The 19,341-nt window shown below is 34.7% G+C and carries 20 protein-coding genes and 1 pseudogene; 3 read left to right on the top strand and 18 right to left on the bottom strand.

Going from position 1 to position 19,341, the window contains the following annotated elements; translation table 11 throughout:
* Positions 1-343: 343 nt before the first annotated feature.
* The 8 genes from WCV66_RS10385 to WCV66_RS10350 all read right to left on the bottom strand — a co-directional run bounded on the left by WCV66_RS10385 (position 344) and on the right by WCV66_RS10350 (position 8,264).
* On the bottom strand, positions 344-991 hold the full coding sequence (locus tag WCV66_RS10385; RefSeq protein ID WP_066326584.1) for a hypothetical protein: 648 nt from the start codon (positions 989-991) through the stop codon (positions 344-346).
* 2 nt (positions 992-993) lie between these two features.
* On the bottom strand, positions 994-1,122 hold the full coding sequence (locus WCV66_RS10380; protein WP_260445646.1) for a hypothetical protein: 129 nt from the start codon (positions 1,120-1,122) through the stop codon (positions 994-996).
* 61 nt (positions 1,123-1,183) lie between these two features.
* On the bottom strand, positions 1,184-4,003 hold the full coding sequence (locus WCV66_RS10375) for a DNA translocase FtsK (protein ID WP_338788915.1): 2,820 nt from the start codon (positions 4,001-4,003) through the stop codon (positions 1,184-1,186).
* Positions 4,004-4,364: 361 nt separating this feature from the next.
* On the bottom strand, positions 4,365-5,168 hold the full coding sequence (locus WCV66_RS10370) for a DUF1444 domain-containing protein (protein WP_338788914.1): 804 nt from the start codon (positions 5,166-5,168) through the stop codon (positions 4,365-4,367).
* Positions 5,169-5,333: 165 nt separating this feature from the next.
* The gene (locus tag WCV66_RS10365) at positions 5,334-5,648 is read right to left on the bottom strand and encodes a thioredoxin family protein (RefSeq protein ID WP_413789642.1); all 315 of its coding nucleotides are present in this window, start codon (positions 5,646-5,648) and stop codon (positions 5,334-5,336) included.
* A 165-nt stretch (positions 5,649-5,813) separates the two neighbouring features.
* Positions 5,814-6,317, bottom strand: a complete 504-nt coding sequence (locus WCV66_RS10360) for a hypothetical protein (RefSeq protein ID WP_338788912.1) — start codon at positions 6,315-6,317, stop codon at positions 5,814-5,816.
* A gap of 331 nt (positions 6,318-6,648) precedes the next feature.
* A complete protein-coding gene (locus WCV66_RS10355; RefSeq protein WP_066326568.1) occupies positions 6,649-7,176 on the bottom strand; it encodes a DUF84 family protein in 528 nt (175 codons plus the stop codon).
* A 14-nt stretch (positions 7,177-7,190) separates the two neighbouring features.
* Positions 7,191-8,264 carry a M42 family metallopeptidase gene (locus tag WCV66_RS10350; protein ID WP_338788911.1) on the bottom strand — a complete coding sequence of 358 codons (1,074 nt, stop codon included), beginning with the start codon at positions 8,262-8,264 and terminating at the stop codon, positions 7,191-7,193.
* Between the two features lie 249 nt (positions 8,265-8,513).
* Between WCV66_RS10350 and WCV66_RS10345 the strand changes: the two genes are divergently transcribed.
* Positions 8,514-8,825 (top strand): PepSY domain-containing protein, encoded by a 312-nt coding sequence (locus tag WCV66_RS10345; RefSeq protein ID WP_066326560.1) that lies wholly within the window; start codon positions 8,514-8,516, stop codon positions 8,823-8,825.
* Positions 8,826-8,879: 54 nt separating this feature from the next.
* Here the strand turns inward: WCV66_RS10345 and WCV66_RS10340 are convergent, their stop codons facing one another.
* Together WCV66_RS10340 and trmB are read right to left on the bottom strand one after the other, a co-directional pair.
* The gene (locus tag WCV66_RS10340) at positions 8,880-9,725 is read right to left on the bottom strand and encodes a YtnP family quorum-quenching lactonase (protein ID WP_066326552.1); all 846 of its coding nucleotides are present in this window, start codon (positions 9,723-9,725) and stop codon (positions 8,880-8,882) included.
* Between the two features lie 112 nt (positions 9,726-9,837).
* Entirely contained in the window at positions 9,838-10,488 is a 651-nt protein-coding gene (trmB, locus tag WCV66_RS10335) for a tRNA (guanosine(46)-N7)-methyltransferase TrmB (RefSeq protein WP_066326550.1), read from the bottom strand.
* 466 nt (positions 10,489-10,954) lie between these two features.
* Between trmB and WCV66_RS10330 the strand changes: the two genes are divergently transcribed.
* Positions 10,955-11,233, top strand: a complete 279-nt coding sequence (locus tag WCV66_RS10330) for a YtzH-like family protein (RefSeq protein ID WP_066326547.1) — start codon at positions 10,955-10,957, stop codon at positions 11,231-11,233.
* Here WCV66_RS10330 and WCV66_RS10325 read toward each other — a convergent pair.
* The 8 genes from WCV66_RS10325 to thpR all read right to left on the bottom strand — a co-directional run bounded on the left by WCV66_RS10325 (position 11,230) and on the right by thpR (position 18,198).
* Positions 11,230-12,030 (bottom strand): phosphotransferase family protein, encoded by an 801-nt coding sequence (locus WCV66_RS10325; RefSeq protein WP_198165125.1) that lies wholly within the window; start codon positions 12,028-12,030, stop codon positions 11,230-11,232. The two genes, WCV66_RS10330 and WCV66_RS10325, sit on opposite strands and share 4 nt — an antisense overlap.
* Positions 12,031-12,296: 266 nt before the next feature.
* A complete protein-coding gene (pulA, locus tag WCV66_RS10320) occupies positions 12,297-14,423 on the bottom strand; it encodes a type I pullulanase (protein ID WP_338788910.1) in 2,127 nt (708 codons plus the stop codon).
* Between the two features lie 47 nt (positions 14,424-14,470).
* On the bottom strand, positions 14,471-14,893 hold the full coding sequence (locus tag WCV66_RS10315) for a hypothetical protein (protein ID WP_413789641.1): 423 nt from the start codon (positions 14,891-14,893) through the stop codon (positions 14,471-14,473).
* Between the two features lie 205 nt (positions 14,894-15,098).
* Positions 15,099-15,383 carry an acylglycerol kinase family protein gene (locus tag WCV66_RS10310; RefSeq protein ID WP_338788909.1) on the bottom strand — a complete coding sequence of 95 codons (285 nt, stop codon included), beginning with the start codon at positions 15,381-15,383 and terminating at the stop codon, positions 15,099-15,101.
* Positions 15,384-15,518: 135 nt separating this feature from the next.
* Positions 15,519-16,487 (bottom strand): NERD domain-containing protein, encoded by a 969-nt coding sequence (locus WCV66_RS10305; RefSeq protein ID WP_338788908.1) that lies wholly within the window; start codon positions 16,485-16,487, stop codon positions 15,519-15,521.
* Between the two features lie 66 nt (positions 16,488-16,553).
* Positions 16,554-17,240 carry an LrgB family protein gene (locus WCV66_RS10300; RefSeq protein ID WP_338788907.1) on the bottom strand — a complete coding sequence of 229 codons (687 nt, stop codon included), beginning with the start codon at positions 17,238-17,240 and terminating at the stop codon, positions 16,554-16,556.
* Positions 17,237-17,623 (bottom strand): CidA/LrgA family protein, encoded by a 387-nt coding sequence (locus WCV66_RS10295; RefSeq protein ID WP_066326529.1) that lies wholly within the window; start codon positions 17,621-17,623, stop codon positions 17,237-17,239. The genes WCV66_RS10300 and WCV66_RS10295 overlap by 4 nt, the downstream gene beginning before the upstream one ends.
* Positions 17,623-18,198: an RNA 2',3'-cyclic phosphodiesterase gene (gene thpR, locus WCV66_RS10290; protein ID WP_338788906.1), complete on the bottom strand. Its 576-nt coding sequence runs from the start codon at positions 18,196-18,198 to the stop codon at positions 17,623-17,625. Before thpR ends, WCV66_RS10295 begins: the two co-directional genes overlap by 1 nt.
* A 198-nt stretch (positions 18,199-18,396) precedes the next feature.
* Here thpR and cysK point away from each other — a divergent pair.
* Positions 18,397-19,326 (top strand): annotated as a pseudogene (cysK, locus tag WCV66_RS10285) (cysteine synthase A).
* Positions 19,327-19,341 lie beyond the last annotated feature (15 nt).

Genomic DNA, 19,341 nt, shown 5'->3' with positions numbered 1-19,341 from the left:
AGTGGCAAAGCCTTCGTTTTTCTTATACTATCATCCACAAGATTTAATTTTAGTAAGTGAAAGAAAAGCACAGTTGCCTAGTTAAACCAGGCAAACATGATATCCGCTATAAATAAAGGTAGCTCCAACAACCTATTTAATTTGGTGGTTGTGTTTACAAAAAAATATACCAACGAGAATTTTGCAGGTTACTACTCTAAAGGGTAAATGCGAAAATCAGTCCTAAACTTATACTTCCTAATTTTTCTTTAACATATGTAATAAGCTTACGGTTGTATATTATATCACTTGCATGAAATAATGACCATGAAAATAGTGGAAACCTTAGATTGGAGTTAGAATGTCACTTTTCAACTGATGCATCTCTATTCCAACTATATTTTATGGAAAATTTCTTTAAAAATGTACGCCAACTTTCTGTACTTTTTTCAAAATGACCTATTAAGTTAGCTATTGTTTTTTGATCATTTTGAACAAAAATTTCGCTAATACACAAAAGGTGAGCAAATACCGGAACTGAACGTAAAAAGATAATGTCTTCTCCATTAACCATTTTAGATTTTGACAACGTCTTAATTATACATCGTTCACCTGTAAGTAATTTCTCTGCATGTATATGACTATCATTTGATTTTATTACTTTAAATGGCTCAAGTACACTAGCCATAAAAAATGCATGTACCACTGCATCTAACGAGTGCCTATTATTACTCGAGTAATCCACAAATGATTGGTAATTGGTTGTTCCTTTTATCGTCAAATAATCAAAAGTAAACCAGTCAAGAAAATGCTGCTCTTCTATTTTAGTAAAAACGGATGATCGCTCACAACCTACTTTTTCACTAAATATATACTTAGCCTTCACTTTTTCCCTAATGTTTACTTGGCGGTCTACATAGCTCTTAATCATTGTAGCATGTTGAAAAACGTAGGTAGAAAGTCGGTCTTCTTTTTCCTTACGAAGAGTTTGAAAATGAATAATATTATCCATAATTATTCAACTTTTTCTAAACGTGGAATTGAATGAGTCTCTCTGACAATTCCACGCTTTTTTAACCTGATAACAGTTGAAAAGTTTCTAATGCTTATTTCCCCTTGTAGCTTTATTACAAATACCTTCATCGACCTAAACTCCCTTATCCCTCTCTATTTAAAGTATCATACCATTTTCTTTTACTATGCACTACTCACCTTGAATCGAATCTAATTCCTCTTCAGAAATGAGAATATCTCGAGGTTTACTTCCACGATTTTCTGAAATAATTCCTTGCTCCTCCATCATATCAATCAGTCTGGCTGCTCGATTATAGCCAATTCTAAAACGTCTTTGAAGGAGTGATGTTGATGCTCCACCTTGATTCACAACAAATTCGCATGCTTCAAGGAATAGCTCATCTTCTTCAGATTGTATGGTTGCTTTTTTCACCAATTCATCTTGATGAAATAAATAATCTGGCTTTGATTGTAGCCTTACATGTTTAACTACTCGTTCAATTTCCTCATCTGATACGAACGTACCTTGCAGCCTTACTGCTTTCGATGAGCCGTTTTCTAAAAACAACATATCACCTTTACCAAGAAGCTTTTCTGCACCATTAACATCAATAATTGTTCTTGAATCCACTTGGGATGAAACAGAAAAAGCAATTCTAGTTGGGATATTCGCTTTAATTAAGCCTGTAATAACATCAACAGATGGACGCTGAGTCGCCACAATTAAATGAATTCCACACGCACGAGCCTTTTGCGCAATCCGACAAATGGCTTCTTCGACATCATTTGGTGCAACCATCATTAAATCTGCTAACTCATCTATGACGATAACTAGATATGGTAGATGTTCACCTTGTTTATGCTCTTTTACAAGTTGATTATATCTCGTAATCTCTCTTGTACCAGAATGAGCAAATAGCTCATATCGACGTTCCATTTCCTCCACAGCCCATTTTAAAGCTGCAGTTGCTGCCTTTACATCGGTAATAACAGGACTTACTAAGTGTGGAATTTCATTATAAGGTGCCAATTCAACCATTTTCGGATCAATGAGCATTAATTTCACTTCATGTGGTGACGCTTTGTATAACAAGCTAACAAGAATTGTATTAATACAAACACTTTTACCTGAACCAGTTGCCCCTGCAATAAGTCCGTGAGGCATTTTCTTTAAATCTGTAACAGCAGGCTGACCAGAGATGTCCAAACCTAACACTGCATTCATCGGCGATGGATTCGTTCTAAATTCTGGACTTCGGATTATTTCACGTAAATAAACCATTTTACTTACCTTATTAGGTACTTCAATACCAATCGTATTTTTCCCAGGTATCGGTGCCTCAATCCTAATATCCTTGGCTGATAAGCTCAATTTAATGTCATCACTTAAGTTTGTAATTTTATTTACCTTCACACCTGGTTCAGGATGAACCTCAAATCTTGTTACAGAAGGTCCTTGAGTAACATTTACAACACTAGCCCTAACATTAAAGTTTTTTAAGGTTACATCTAAAAGCTCTTTCTGATCATTCAACCATGAATGATCTTCTAAAACTTCCTTATCTGGAACATTTAAAAATGCGAGTGATGGAAACTGATAACTGTCCTCTTTCGCTTTCATCCGTTGTTTATCTCGACCTAGCATCATAACATTGAAGGGATGGCTATTGTTTCTTGTTTTTGTTTCTGTCCTCTGCTTCTCGTCTTTAGTGAGAATTTCTTGATTAGACATATTTGGCTGATGCTCGTCTTCTTTTAAATATTTTTCTTGATGATGATTTATAATCTGCTGTTTATTTTCTTCCAGAGGTTCATCTTGTTGGAATAGATCAACATTGTTTCTTCCTTCTTCTCGATGTTCCTCTTGTTGGATTGGATCCTTCTTTTGAACAAATGGATTTTCAAGCTCATTTTCAATGACTGTTTTGTGTAATTCCTGTTGATATTCTTCTTCGTCTATTTGAGCTTGGTGAAGAAGTTGGTTCATTTCAGGACTATTAACCTGTTCTGAATATAATTGATTTTCTGCATCAGTTTCTTCATCAGAGATAATTGTTAAAGGTTGTCGAGTAACCTCAATATTTGATTCCTCTTCCAAAGTAATTAGAGATATTTCATGTTCATCTAGTGTTACTGCTACTTCTAGTTCATGTTCACTTATATGAATTTCTTTCTCATGATCATCAATTACTGGTATTTCTTCTTCGTAGAATGTATTAATTTGACTCAAATCAGCGTCAATTCTCAGATCATTCACTTCATGGTTCTCCTCAACGTTTCCATTGCTAATTATTGGAGTTACTTCATTCTCTTCATAAGAAAAACTCATTTCAGTGTGATTATCTTCTTTTTCAACCATTGAACTTTGCTTACGATCAAAATTTATAGCAATATCATTTTGTTCAATATTTTTTAGCTTTTCTTGTTGGAAGTTTTGAATGACTGTATTTGAAGATTGTTTCTCTTCATTTTTAGAAAATGAACCATTTATTCCACGGTTTTCCATTTGTAACTGCGGTCGAGTCATTATTCTTTCTTCTTTTGTTTGAAACCCGTAAATAGGCGATGGTATAGCGGTCGGACTAAAAGGCCGTTTAGGTTTTTCATCAGTCTTTTTAGGATTTGCTCTTGGTTTAGTAGCTGGACTTTTAGGATTTGTTCTTGGTTTAGTAGCTGGACTTTTAGGAGTAAATGTTACTTCTCCGCTATGTTTTTGATAATCACTAGTACGTATTGGACGCTTGGGACGGTCATCGCGACTTGCTAACTTTTCATCTGGTATCATCGGAAACCTAAAGTTACCTTTTGGATATTGATAGGCGACCTTAGCTTCAGCAGTAATGTTTTTTTGATTTTTAACTTCAACGCTAAAAGGAGTGTTGAAAACGGTTTGAGCATTGAGATCATCATGTAATTCTGCTTTTTTTTCATATTCTTTTTCATATTCTTTTTCATATTCTTTTTCATCATCTCCAGAGAAATAGGAGACTAACTTTGTTAACCAATTCATCTTTATCACTCTTTCAACATTCAAAATATCTTATACTCTATTGTATCAATAAATGTCTAGATTTGTAGATAAACTTCAATCAATGTGGTAAACAAATACTTTTTTAATCCAACTGTAGGAAGAAGGTTTTAGGTATATAGGTAAGGGTAGAACTACTAGACTTATTGATACTGAAGAACCCCCCTCACGTTAAAAATAAATTAAAGAAAAAAAAGAGGATAACCAATAATTAAAATAACCTCCATCACGATGAAAGCTATATCGGCCGCCTCTTTCATTTCTTCATTTTTCTTCTAGATTGTTCGGTTTGAAGTTTCTATTTATGGGTGTTCAAACCTTGTTAGTAAATTTTATCTAATGATTATTTTTGTGGTTTATTTTTCCCTAAAATAAACACTGGCTCAAGCTTTTTATTTTCATATAAAAACGATAATGCAGTAATTGGGACTGTACCACTTGCAAAAAAGCTCATCGTTAATTGTGCCAGAATATCATAACCTGTATTATTTCGAACATCGACTATTATTAACACATCTTGATGTGGGACAGCAACAGCCATTTTACCTTCAATCTTTTCCTCAAATGATTGCAATAGACTTTCATTCAATATTCTGCTTGCGTCATAGCCATCGTTTGCGTTTAAGAAATAAAAAATGTTCCCTGCAACATTGTCTTCTTTTATACTTGTCTTTAAAGATCTTATATTAAATGATGATACTTCTTTTAATTGGTCACTTGTCCAATTTTCTTTTTCCATCATTTTTTCATCAATTAAACGATACGTATTTCCAAGATCTAGTGCATAATAGATTCTTGTTTCTGCTGTATGCTCGCTGTAGCATAGCGGAATTCCATCATTACTCTCGGTAGGGAAAGAAGTAGAGCGAATCACTGGAAAAATAGATTTTTCCTTTCCTGTAAGCTCTTGTTTCTCGCTCATAACGATTAAAGCCTCTTCAACATAATAAACAACTTCATTTATTGCTTTTTCTTTTGATATTTCCCACTTTGCAATTATTCCCGGAAGAGATAGTGTTACACCTTTGTTTGTTGTGGAATCCTCAATTCTTAAAGAATCCTTCTTACGATCAAAATCAAATTGCCATTGTGGTTGTGTAAGCTTTTCTTTTAGGATTTCTACTAATTTTCTTGAAGTCATTTTCATTCATAGTTCCTCCTCTCGAATAAATTCTATGAAGGAAAGAGGATGGAACCCTCTTTAACTTGATTTTATGTCCAAATCCGATTTTTAACCAAATTGGGTCCATTATTTTGCAGAACATAATCGTTTTTCGTTTAACCTTAAAGTGAAGTGTATTCGTTATATGTGCTATGTAAGGCTGTTAATAAAATCTTGAATTTGTTCTTGTGTTTTGCGATCCTTACTTACAAATCTTCCAACTTCCTTACCTTGGTGGAATGCAACAAAGCTTGGGATTCCGAATACACTTAATTCCGCACATAAATCTATGTATTCATCACGATCGACATAATAAAATGTATAAGAGCTATTTTCTTTTTCGATTTCAGGTAAAATAGGTTCAATTACGCGACAATCTGGACACCAATCTGCTGAGAACATAAAAATAACATTGTCACCTTGAATAAGTTGTTTATATTCTTCTGCTGAAGTTAGTTTTTTCATAACAATTTCCTCCATCTTAATTAAACTCTGTTTCGTCATATATAGTTTATATGATTCCCTGTTACGTTTCCACTTAGCCAACTTGCAATGACTATATTACTACTACTTTTCGAAATGAAAAAGAGGCTTAAAAAAGGTTATGCCTAATTTAATCCTCTTTAACACTCATTTTTTTTGAACCGATTTAACAATATCCATCATATTTTTTGCAGCATCTGAAACATCATTGGCTTTTGCTTCAGTTGTTAACTTTGTTCCACCGATACCAACTGTAACTTCATAAGTGTTTTTTTCAAGATTATTAACAAATAGATAGCCGAATCTCTCTTTATCTTGAAAGGTTTCAGAAATAAAAGGCTTTTCATATTTTTCTACTAGTGTGTCATAAGAAACTTTACTATTAGCTTCCTCGTTTTCATTTACAAATAATAAATAGCTCATATTTCCCTTTTCGAGCAATACATTATACTTCTTCGTTTCTTTTACACTAAATTCTTCAGGTAAATAATATGAAAAGAGCTTTGTATGTTCATTTGTATCCTGTGGCGAGTCTTTGAATGCCTGTTTGGTATTATCTATTGTGGTTTTGGTTAATTCTTCATCTGATACTGTACAGCCCAATAATAAAAAAGTTAGTAAAAGACTTAGCACAAGAGTTAATTGCCTCATATCATATCAATCCCCCAAATATACTAGGTAAATAGAACTTATATAATAATACCCCGAATTTTTTTCTATTGACAAGTGAAAGTCGTTTTTTGTCACATTTTACCAAGTGGAAAATTTGTTTATATTAAATAATACCGATTTAAGGGGATATTATGGAAGTTATTATTTACTTAGCAGGCAAAATACATACGAATTACCTGAGCATCCTCATCATCAGTTAAAAGAACTGTCAGATAAGCTAATGTTACGGTTGGAATGTCCAACAAGCTATGTACTTTAATATTTAGTAAAAAAATAAAAAGCGACCCTTTAGTCGCTTTTTATTTTGGCTTTAGTAAGCCTTAGAGGTTTTATATAAATATTGACCAACTAAAAGTTTTGATAGCTGTGTAAACATTTCCGTTCTATCCACGCAACCATTTGTAAAAATTCCAATTGCCCCTTCATTTTGGCGAACATTATGTTTTCCGACATAGCGATCCATAACATCACCTAATTCCAATCCGCTAAAAACCAGAGCACCTACTTCTTCAGGAATAACAATCCTGGATCCACCAGCTACGATTGGTTGCATATGCTCGTCAACAATCGCTCCCCAGTTACATAAAAAGTAGCCATGCTCTTGTTTCACAACACCGCCCTCTAATCCTACACCAATTTGACCATTCGCTTCTATAAGAGCGTTTTTTGCTCGATTTATTGCCCCAGCCATTGTCTCATTGTCAGTTAAAGGCTGTGCTGAAACATTGGAAGGTACATTTATTGAGGTGAATTCTCCTGGTAAATTTGAGGCAAAAGCAGCTTTAACTGCATTAACTTTTGCTGGATTCTTCGTTCCAATTGCGATTATCACGTTCATTCCCCTTACTCTTTTTACGAATTACTTTTAATCGTTTGCACTGTTGTAGCATCACAGGACTTAACGAGACGCACAAGTAGTTCCTTTGCTGCTGCATAATCATCTACATGCATGATTGATCCAGATGTATGAATATAGCGTGAGCATACCCCAATTACAGCAGATGGTACACCTTGATTTGAAACATGGACACGTCCTGCATCTGTGCCACCCTGAGATACAAAATATTGATATGGGATATCATGTGTTTCTGCCATATCAAGAATAAATTCTCTCATCCCACGATGTGTAACCATGGAACGGTCATAAATTCTTAAAACAGCTCCCTTACCAAGCTGTCCGAACACTTTCTTATCTCCACTCATATCATTTGCTGGCCCAGCATCTAATGCAAAGAAAAGATCAGGATTAATCATTGTAGCTGCTGTCTGAGCTCCTCGTAGGCCTACTTCTTCTTGAACTGTAGCTCCAGAATAAAGTGTGTGTGGAAGTGTTTCATCTTTAAGTTCCTTTAGTAATTCAATTGCAAGTCCACATCCGTAGCGATTATCCCATGCCTTTGCAAGAATTTTTTTCCGATTCGCCATTGGCGTAAACGGACAGATCGGAACTATTTGTTGACCTGGCTTAATTCCAATTTGTTTTGCATCATCTTTGCTATCTGCACCGATATCAATTAACATATTACTTATTTCCATTGGCTTTGATCGTTGTGATTCACTTAATAAATGTGGAGGGATTGAACCAATTACACCAATGATTGGCCCATTGTCTGTAATTATCTCTACTCTTTGTGCAAGCAGCACTTGACTCCACCAACCACCAAGCGGCTGGAAACGGAGCATCCCATTATCCGTTATCGCAGTTACCATAAATCCAACTTCATCCATATGCCCTGCAACCATAATTGTTGGTTCATCTTGCTTTCCATGTCTAACACCAAAAATACTACCTAATTTATCTTGAACTACTTCATCCGATAATGGCTCAAGCTCATTTTTCATAAATGCTCTTATTTGATGTTCATTTCCAGATGCACCAGGAAGTTCTGTTAATGTTTTAAATAATTGTAAGGTTTCTTTTTTCATTCTTTACCCTCATTTCAGCGCAGATTGCGTCTTTTTCTTACTGTTACGTAATATGTATTGAAATAACTTCACTTAATATAACTAATTAACATGCTATAATGATTTTTATAAACTAGGCTCTGTTAAACTTGGTTGTTGATCTCCTCTTCAGGAGACCGCTCCAACAACTGTAGGCCATATACTAAAATGTATCTATGCATTTAAAAAATCGAGCGTAATTTAAATATATACGAATTAGGGGTGACGAATATGAAAGGTAAATATTTTTTACTTGGCTTAGGTATTGGAATTGCATCAACATTCCTTCTAAATGACCAAATAAAACAAATGTCAATCTCGTCCGATAAAGCATTAGAACTTGTAAAAAAAGCGTTTAAGGAAAAAGGTCCTATCGATGGGTCGTGGATTTATACAGTTCCTGAAACCTTTTCAAATGACCATTTAACTTATAAAGTTTTTAAAACTGGTGTTTCTCGTACTGTCAATGATCGTCTCGAGCAATATGAAGCGTTTGTAGATGCTAAAACAGGTACGATTATCCATGTAGAACAAATTGCATAATGTATAAGGGGCTCCCATTTACCTTGTGCCCCTTCTTAATATATATTCCACTAATTAATTCCTTTTTCGTTCAATCTTTTTTACAATATCACCTTGATCATTCCATTTTATTCCTCGGTAGTATGCATCATGATAAAAAGTAAACCATGCGTCTTGTGACTCGCCATACTTCAGCCATTTCTGCTTATTCTTAATCGAGGTCATTGGGTAATCATCATAAGCTAATACCCATAATGGATTCTTATGAGCATGTGTAGGCATTAAATCTGCCATATGAACAACCGTTTCTCCACCATCTTGTAAAATCACGACACTGTGACCATCACTATGGCCTCCTGTATGATGCATTTCTATACCATCAGTTATTGTAATTGATCTTTCAAATGTTGAGACCTGTTCCTTAATTGCTTCCCAATTTTCTTTCCAATATGTATTTCGCGAACGAATATTAGGTTGTTGCATTTCTTCCCACTCAATTAAGGAAGTAACAATTTTAGCGTTAGGAAACACAGAAATTAACTGGTTATCTTTCCACTTTGTTAACCCACAAGCATGATCAAAATGCATATGTGTCATTAAAACAATATGAATATCTTCAGGTGTAAGCCCGAGCTCTCTCAATGATTGCTCAACTGCTGATTCTTCTTTGACACCATAATTTCTTAACTGTTTTTCATTTAGCTTACCAGAGCCTATACCTGTTTCTAAGAGAATATTCTCGCCATTTTTTTGAATAAGCAATGGATCTGTCCGTAACTCAATTTGATTTAATTCGTTAACAGGATACTTTTTCGACCAAAGCGTTCTTGGGACAACGCCAAACATGGCCCCCCCATCAAGATATGTGACCCCACCATTTAACCAAGTTATCAGTGTTTGTCCTATTAAAAGTGTTTCCATTTCTTTCCCTCCCCCTTATTATTATCTTATCATACGACTAATTAGTTATGACAATAGATAACGATACAAAAAAAAAAGGAAATGACATTTGCATCATTTCCTTTTTTTACATTTATTTTATTTCATTCATATATTTAGCTTCAACGCGATATATCCGCTGACCTTTTTCAGAGAATTTCTCTTCGTATTCTGTCATAATATTTCCTTCGAAATCACTATTATGAAGGTCAAGGCTTAAAAATTTCAACTTTAAGCCGTATTCTGAAAAGCTTATTAATGAAAATTCAAATAGACCTTGATTATCTGTTTTAAAATGGATTTCTCCACCCTTTACAAGAATTTTCTCATATAGGGCTAAAAAGCTTTTAAACGTTAAACGTCTTTTACTATGACGCGGTTTCGGCCAAGGATCTGAAAAGTTTAAATACACTCGATCGATTTCATTTGCATCAAAGTACTCTGTCAAATCTTTTGCATTAACGTTTAGTAACTTCATATTAGGTAGTTCTAAATCCACAACTTTTTGAAGAGCTGTAACAATGACACTATCAAAAAGCTCAATACCAATATAATTAATTTCAGGATTCTGCACAGACATCCCTGTTAGAAATTGCCCCTTACCTGTACCCACTTCTATATGAATTGGATTGTTATTTCCAAATACTTCGTTCCATTTTCCTTTATATTGTTCAGGGTTTGCGATTGCATATTGTGAATGCTCGGCAATAAAATCACTTGCCCAAGGTTTATGACGTACACGCATGAAGACACCTCAATTGAATTAATTTCGTTCTAAAAGATAACATGAAATAAGCATGCATGCAATACTTATTAAGAAAAGCGCAAGCGCCTTGTTCAGACTAAGGCAGGCATAAGACGCTCAGGAAAAGAAAACGTTCTTTGTCTTCAATTCCTGAGTGGCTTATGACCCCGAGGGGCTAGGCGCTTGCGCTAGACACCAAAAAAACTAAGTAAAAAATTTTATACTTTCTTAACTGCTTAAAAAAAGCTGGATGGATATCAAGTCAAAAAATTTTAAACTTTTCTAATCCTCACAAAAAGACTGACTTTTGCTCTTGTCAGTCTTTATATATATTGACTACTCTATGTATTACTTAAGTATAATTCCGCTTTATTAAAGACAAGTTATATTTATATGATTTATCCCAATCTTTACGTGAAGTAAAACCTCATGGTTCGAGATTCAAGTATGAAAGGATGTGTTTAATTTGCCAATCCAATATCATGATCAGGTAAGTTTATTAAAAGATATCTTATCAGAGCATCAAAGTGAATGCTGTGGAACAGTTGCAGAGTGTGAACAGCTTGAAAGAGTAATTAAATCGTTAATGGCTAACTCAAGCACAGGCCAAAATGTAAAAGGTGTACTCGAGGACATCTATTTCTACAGCCAATCTGGAAAGAATTCAGCTTCTCTCGATCAACATATTGAGTCGCATCAGGACCAATTATCTCAATGGATTCAAGATATTGATACCTTTTCTTAATTTGAGTTCATTTTAATTCGTATCATTTTAATGTGATCTATCCAGTTCTGCTTTTCTTTTTCATTATCTTTTGCATGGTACCATAAAAACGATGTTAATGCCTGCAGTAGCACATACCAGTAAATTCTAGTTTTTAAGCGCTCATTAAGCTCCAAGCCATATGATGAAAGCCACTCTTTCCAGTCTGCTTCATCTATGTACCAATATAAAAGAATTCCAATATCAATAGCAGGGTCTGCAATCATTGCCCCATCCCAATCAATTAAATATAACTGATCGGTTTCTGATAAAAGCCAATTATTATGATTAACATCACAATGACAAACAACTTGTTCGTCACATTGAACATCTGGAAGTTGACGAACTAGTAATTCGATTGCCTGATTTATTTCTGGTTGCTCTAATTTTTCAAAAGCAACTGCTTGCTGTATATCTTCAATTATGGAGTTAGGAGTGAGCGGTTGCTTTCCTAATCGTTTTAACATATCTAATAGTTCTTTAGAGTGATGAATTTTTTGCAAGAGCTCAGCAACATTTGAACCATTCATGTCGATTGGTTTTAACTCACGACCAATCAACCGATGTTGAGCAGTGATTACATCACCATTCTCCATTCTCTTTGTCCAAACTAGCTTTGGAACGATTCCTTCTGCAGAAAGCACAGCTAAAAACGGTGAACTATTGCGCTTTAAAAAAAGCTCCTGTCCATCGCGTTTTGCAAAATAAGCATCACCTGTTGCTCCTCCAGCGGGAGTAATTTTCCACTCACTACCTAATACTTGTTCCAACCAGTTCACCTTCAATTTCAACCCAACATTTCATAAAAGTATTTAGAAAAGCGCAAGCTCGATGTTATTTCGTACTCTTCCTGCTAGAAATCATATTCGGGAATAGTTCGCTTGAGCTAAAGACCAAATCTAGATGTATTATTTACTTCGTCTTCAATAATCTTCATTTTGAAATAAAAAGGATAGCTATTGGTGATTATAAAATAATTGCACAATAGCCATCCTATTAAATTTTATCTCCTTATGATAAGACTAGTCAAGGAAAACTGAAAAACCTAGTTTTTACAGAAAACGTACGTTCCTATTTTATTGATTTTTGCCTCATTTTTTATTGCAATTGGCTCATTCAAATAGATTTTTTCAGGATCCACGACAATTTGCCAATCTCCCTTAGTTAAAGAAAGCGTAAATGTTTGATTGAGATGATTATTATGAACAACAAAGATTGTTCCCCAAGGGCCCAGATGCTCCACTTCTTGTAATTGATAGGTAATCAGTTGTGGGAGTTCATCTTTAAAAACAAGATGTTTGTTTATCTGAAGTGAAGATGGAAAACGAAATGCTGCATGAAGCTTTCTTAATTTAATTAACCCTTTTACATATTCAACATTTTCTTTGTAGATCGATCGATTACTCCAGTTTATCCAGTTTATTTCATCGGGAGAGTTATAGCTATTTTCAACACTATTTTTAGTACGGAAAAACTCCTGACCTGCATGAAGGAACGGAACACCTTGCGAAAGAATGACAATGCTCGTTGCTAAACGATGTCTAGCCAGTCTGCTCCCCTCCATCTCAGTTGGACAAAAGGATAGAAAGCGATCCAACATTGTATGATTATCGTGTGATTCAACGTAATTAATGGATTGATGTGGTTCTTTAAACATAGATGGTGAACCACTAATAAGTTGTTTCATCTGTTCATTTTTTTCTAAATTAGCATATACAAATCCACGATCATGTACACTAAACGTACTTCCTTTAATAACGTCGCGAAAATGATCATTAAAGAAGCTAATTGTTGGAATTTTATTTGCATTTGGAATGATCGCTTTCTTTTCAAATGGCAAAGGTGTATCTAAATTCCACCCCTCACCTAATAAAAGCGAATCTGGCTTCAAAGCATAAATTTCGCTTTGTAATGCGAGCATGGTATCTACATCCAGAATCCCCATTAAGTCAAAGCGAAAGCCATCAATATTATATTCATTCATCCAATAGCAAGCACAATCAATAATGAATTTTCTCACCATGTATCGTTCTGAGGCAAGATCATTTCCAACACCGGTTCCATTTGATGGAATCCCATTTCCATCATATCTAAAATAATAACCTGGTACTAGCTTTTCAAAAGACGAATCCTCTTTTGAATATACATGATTATAAACAACATCAAGTATAACTCTTAAGCCTTGTTGGTGAAGTGATTGTACAACATGCTTTAATTCAATTATTCGTTTATACGGATTTGTGGGGTCCATTGAATAGCTTCCTTCAGGAGCAAAAAAATGAAGCGGATTATAGCCCCAATTATAGGAAGCAAGTGGGTTGTTTTCATCCACCTCTTCATAATCATTTACAGGTAAAAGTTCAACATGTGTTACACCAAGCTCAGACATATAGGAGATACCTGTTGAATCACCTTGCTTATTTTTCGTACCCTTCTCTAACCATGCATTGTATTTACCTTTATGGATCATACCGCTATCCTCATGTATAGAAAAATCGCGGATGTGAGCTTCATAAATAATTGCATCTGTCTTCTGTTTAAAAATAGGGAGCTCAACAGTAGGGATAGAGATTTTTTCTTTATCAACAATTACACCATATTCACCATTTATTGAAACTGCTGTCGTATATGGATCTACCGCTTCACGCCACACTAAATTTACGCATGCAAGATAAGTGTAGAAGTATCCCTCAAAGTCACCTTCCAAAACAATTGACCAAGTTCCTTTCTCACACCTAACCATATCATACGTACCGAGTTCAGTTTTATTTTGCTGGTAAAGTCTTATTTTCACCATAGTAGCTGTTGGTGACCACACTTTAAAAACCGTTTTTTCCTTATGATAAATGGCACCAAGATCATTTCCCTCATAAGCAAATAGATGATCAAACTCAACCGAGCGAATGACAGAGCCTATTTGCAAATCCGTTTCAATTCCACGTTCATCAATAATCATATAGGTTTGACCGAATTGTAGGTCACTTGTAAACTGACAAATATATTTCACATGTGACTCAATGTTCACTTTTTGCTTGATAGTAAGCAGTTCGTTTCCGTGATTACTTTTTATATAAAACGCCTTATCCTCTTTTTCCAAATCTTTTGGAACTAGAATAGCGATTTCATTAATCTGATCTAAAAAAGCTTCATATTTCCGATTTATTTTTAGCAATCAAGCCACCCCCATTTGGAAGTCTTTTTATTTCATTTGAAATGATTTTATTTAATAAGGGCAACACGAAATTTTCTTATACTAATTGAAACTGGAGTCTCTCCCACAACTTTTCCATCTGCATGGATTATTGAAGGTTTTTTAGAAGTAATTGATATGGATTCACAAGCAATTGTATTTATTACTGCACTTAAATGTTTTTCAGCCATATTGAAAAAAATCACCATAAAAAGCTGAAATCGATTGATACTGTGTACAATTGTCATATTTAGTTCCCCATTCGTAGCGTTTGCATTAGTAGTAACCTTAAATTCCCCTTGATAATTAGGTCCATTTGATATGATAATGAACCATACATTATTATACGTAGTAAACTCTCCATTAACGCAAACTTCTAATGAAGAAAGTTGATAATCTAATAATACCTTAAAATAGGCAATGATAAACGTTACAAACTCCATTTTTAGCATGGCCAATAACTTTTTAATTGGAATATTTTCTATTTCCTTTTGAACCTCAGCTTGTAATCCTATTCCTAAATGGTTTATAAAATACTGCCCAATTTTCTTTCCAATTAATCGAAACTCTCCAAGGTCATATTGTGTTACCGGTTTATTGCCCCTTTGTTTGATTAGTCTTATTGCCTTAACTGGATTTGTTGGTAATTGAAACCAGTTATTCCCACTTCCAGCTCTTAAAAAACCTATTTGTATTAGAACTTATGCCATTTATAATTTCATGTATTGTTCCATCTCCACCTACACCAACGATGGTTTTTAAATGATAATTCTGTATCGTTGCCACTTGTCTAGCTAGAATTTCTGCATGACAAGGATATTCTGTGTAGAATGAACGATATAAAACTTTCTTTCTTTCAAGCTCTCTTTTTACTTTATTCCACACTTTCATTCTTCGACCATGACCTGCTGATGGGTTTATGAAAAAAAATAATCCATTCATACATTTATACTCCATTATCTATACTAGTTTATGTACGTGAATATATTGTGTTCACTAAAAAGTGCAAGAGCTAAATTCACTATAATTTCATCTCAAAAAGGGACTGACTCCAAAGGCCTTGTCCCTATACTGCAATTAATCATTTGAGGATTCTTCGTCCCATTCCTTACGGTAGTAGGAATTTGTTAGGCAGTGAGATAGCAATACTTGCGCTGCTTTTAACTGGGTATGCTTTAATGGTGCAGATGATTTCCTTAGCCGCTGAAACCACTCGTGATATGTACGTTTATCTAAAATTGTTATATCATAAGGAGCATAAGGGTAATCTATATAACCGTTACGGCTTATCATTAGTTTTTTAACGGGAATGTCAACTTCCTGTGCTGAAATTAGTTTTTCGACAACAGTTCCTGTACGATTGAGACTTAATAATGGACTCAGCACTTTTTTTTCGTGATCACCTTTTCTTGCAACCCAGAATTTTTCCTTCGAACCTGTAAAAACTGTTTCATCTAACTGTTCAACAAGTGTTATACAATAGACTTCTGTTGTCCCTATCAGGATTAAATCTAGTTCAACTGGAGCATTTTTCAACTGAAAAACTGGTCTATAAAGTAATAAGTAGTGATCAGGTATACGTTGAACAAAATACTTCAATACCCTATCTCTATACACCGATTTTTCTACCGATGATATTTCCCGAAGAGTTGAGCTTGCCCAACGAACTTGAAAACGAAAAATATAATCCAAAAATAAATGTTTAAGATCGTCAATTGTTTTTGGTATCGTTGTAAATTGAAATTGCAAATCCTCATCAGCAAGTATTGCGTCATTTATAAGTGGTTTAATAACCTGTGGTTCAGGTACTTCCTTGGAAAATCTACTTTTAAACATTTTTAAAATGGACAGCTTTTCCGTATCATCTTCACGCTGCAGGGTTGGAGATTCACTTACTTTCATTACCGAATGAAACGAATCACTTTCCCATGCTCGTGAAACCTTATCCCATTGTTGCTTTTTTAATCGGATAAACTGACTTGAATAACGGTAAGCATTGAGCTCGTAGCGTGAGATATAATCATAAAGTTTAATTAATTGTGCCAACCGTTTATCAACTCCCTCATTGTTTGTTATGGTTGCTGTAGAAATTCTCTCACCAACATTTTCGTTTCATAGGAAAAATGACAAAATTATTGGACATAGGAAGCTTGTAAAAATAGCGCTTAAGGTCATAGAAATTGAACTAAGTGCACCTTCAACATTTCCAATCTCTAACGCCCTTGCAGTTCCAATTCCGTGCGATGCTGTACCAAAGCCAATTCCTTTTGAAATGGAATGCTTAATATTACAGACTTTCATTAAATACGGTCCAAACATTGCACCTGATATCCCAGCAACCATTACGTAAACAGCCGCAAGTGCAGGTGCTCCACCAACGAACTCGCTTATTTCCATTGCAATTGGTGTAGTAACTGATTTTGGAGCTATTGAAAAAATAAGTTCTTTATTAATTCGACTTATCATTCCTAAAATGATTCCACTTACCATTCCAACAATCGCTCCTACAATAACACTAATGAAAATAGTTAGTGAATTCCTTTTTACTATATCTCGATGATCATATAGTGGAATAGCTAATGCAACTACAGCTGGCCCTAATAACTCATCTAGCCATTTTGCACCACTCATGTAGGTGATATATGACGTATTTGTCACTAATAATAATCCAGCAACTAGTAGGCTGGACGTGAAGATCGGAACGAGTAATGAGTAGGTATAACGGTTATAAAATTGCTTCATGAGTAAATAAATAACAATTGTTATCCCGATAAATAAGATTGAAAAAAACAGACTCATAAGTGTAGCCCCTTATCCTTATTAGCATCCTCACCTCTTGTTAATAAAACATCACTTATTCGAGCAGAGGTTACCATCACGATGATTGTGCTAACTAATACGATCCCAATCGTAATTAGTCCACTTCCCATAAATAAATCAAGGTAGTCAATGACTCCTACTGTAGCAGGTATAAATAACATTGGTAAATATTTTAAAAGGAGAGAGCTTCCCAAGGTTATCCACTCTCGCTTAATAATTCGAAAATAAAGCGCTCCAAATAATAAGATCATACCAATAATACTTCCTGGAACAGTTAAGTTACAAACCTTTTGAATAAGCACTCCTATAAGATATATCGTCAATAAACATGATATTTGCAGTATGGTTAAAACATATTTCATCATTTATCACCTTTTAAATGAAAAACATCAATTGCTTCATACTTTGGAAATCGATCAAGATGGGTCTGATACAAATGAATCTCTTTGACTATAAAGGTTTGGTGCTCATTATGAATTGCTTCGAGAAACAGTTCCGGTGTAACAAAAGGTTTGTCTGACTTCCAACGTCTTGCAAGTGTGATATGAGGACGGAACGGCTTTGAATCAAGATTAAAACCAATTTCTTGACAAGCATGAAAAACTTGTTTTTGCAAATAAATAAGGGATGAAGAGTCTTCAATTCCAGCCCAAAATATTCTTGGTGTATCTTTTTTACCGAAAACACCAAGCCCCTTTACTGAAAGGCTGAATGGTGGTAGATTGACTATTTTGTCTTTCAAAAGTTTCGATAATCTTTTTAACTGATCATCTGCATCAATGTGACCCAAAAAAGCTAAAGTAATATGATAATCTTCTTGATGAACCCAAGATTGGAATGGAAGGTTGCCCTTATTATTAGCTAGCCAGTTATGTATTGCTTTTCTAAGATCGATTTCTATTGGAACTGCAATAAAAAAATGAGTTTGATGTTTCATAAAAATTGCCCCCAGATTTCTTAATGTACAGACGGTTCGATTCATTATTTATTTATTCTATCCCACATTAAAAGAAAAAACATTATTCAGGGTAAGTATTGTGTTAAATTCAATCTTTGTTATATCCTAGTATTGTAATAGGAATATTAATTTTTATATGATAGAATTTTTACAAGCACATCAAAAGGAAGTGACATAATGAAAGTCGTTAACAACATTGCAGACCTTATCGGAAATACTCCATTAGTAAAATTAAATCGAATAACCCCTGAGGATAGCGCAGCGGTTTACTTAAAGCTTGAATTCTTTAATCCAAGTGGAAGTGTAAAGGATCGTGCTGCTTACAATATGATTATTGAAGCTGAAAAGCAAGGTTTATTAAAGCCTAATTCAACCATAATTGAACCTACTAGTGGAAATACTGGAATCGGGATTGCAATGAATGCAGCTGCACGCGGCTATAAAGCAATTCTTGTTATGCCTGATACAATGACACAAGAACGTATTAATTTACTTAAAGCATACGGAGCAGAGGTTGTTCTAACACCTGGTGACGAAAAGATGCCAGGCTCTATTAGAAAAGCAGAGCAGCTAACAAAAGAAATACCAAACGCCTTTATGCCAATGCAGTTTGATAACGAAGCAAATCCTAATGCACATCGTCATACTACGGCAAAAGAAATAATCGAGGCGATGGATGAACTTGGCAAGCCGCTATCTGCTTTTGTTGCTACTGCTGGCACTGGTGGGACGATTACAGGAACAGGGGAAGCATTAAAGGCACATTACAAAGATTTAAGAGTTCACGTTGTTGAACCAGCTGGATCTCCGGTTCTTTCAGGTGGAAAACCAGGCATGCACAAACTTGTCGGGACAAGCCCTGGCTTTATTCCTTCAATTTTAAATCAAAAGGTATATGATGAAATTCTCAAAATTGAGGATGATCAAGCATATGATATAACAAGAAGACTTGCTCGTGAGGAAGGAATATTAGTTGGGCCATCTTCTGGTGCAGCATGTTATGCAGCATAATAAGTAGCAAAACGTTTAACACCTGAAGATGTAGTCGTTTGTATAATAAGTGATACTGGTGAACGTTATCTATCAAGTGATGTCTTTGCTTTTTAATTTAGACGGAGAGGA

This window comes from Metabacillus rhizosphaerae, assembly GCF_037201795.1.
In the GTDB taxonomy this organism is placed as follows: Bacteria; Bacillota; Bacilli; order Bacillales; family Bacillaceae; genus Metabacillus; species Metabacillus rhizosphaerae.
Note: the sequence above shows the minus strand (reverse complement) of the source record. Positions and strands in the feature narration are given on the sequence as shown.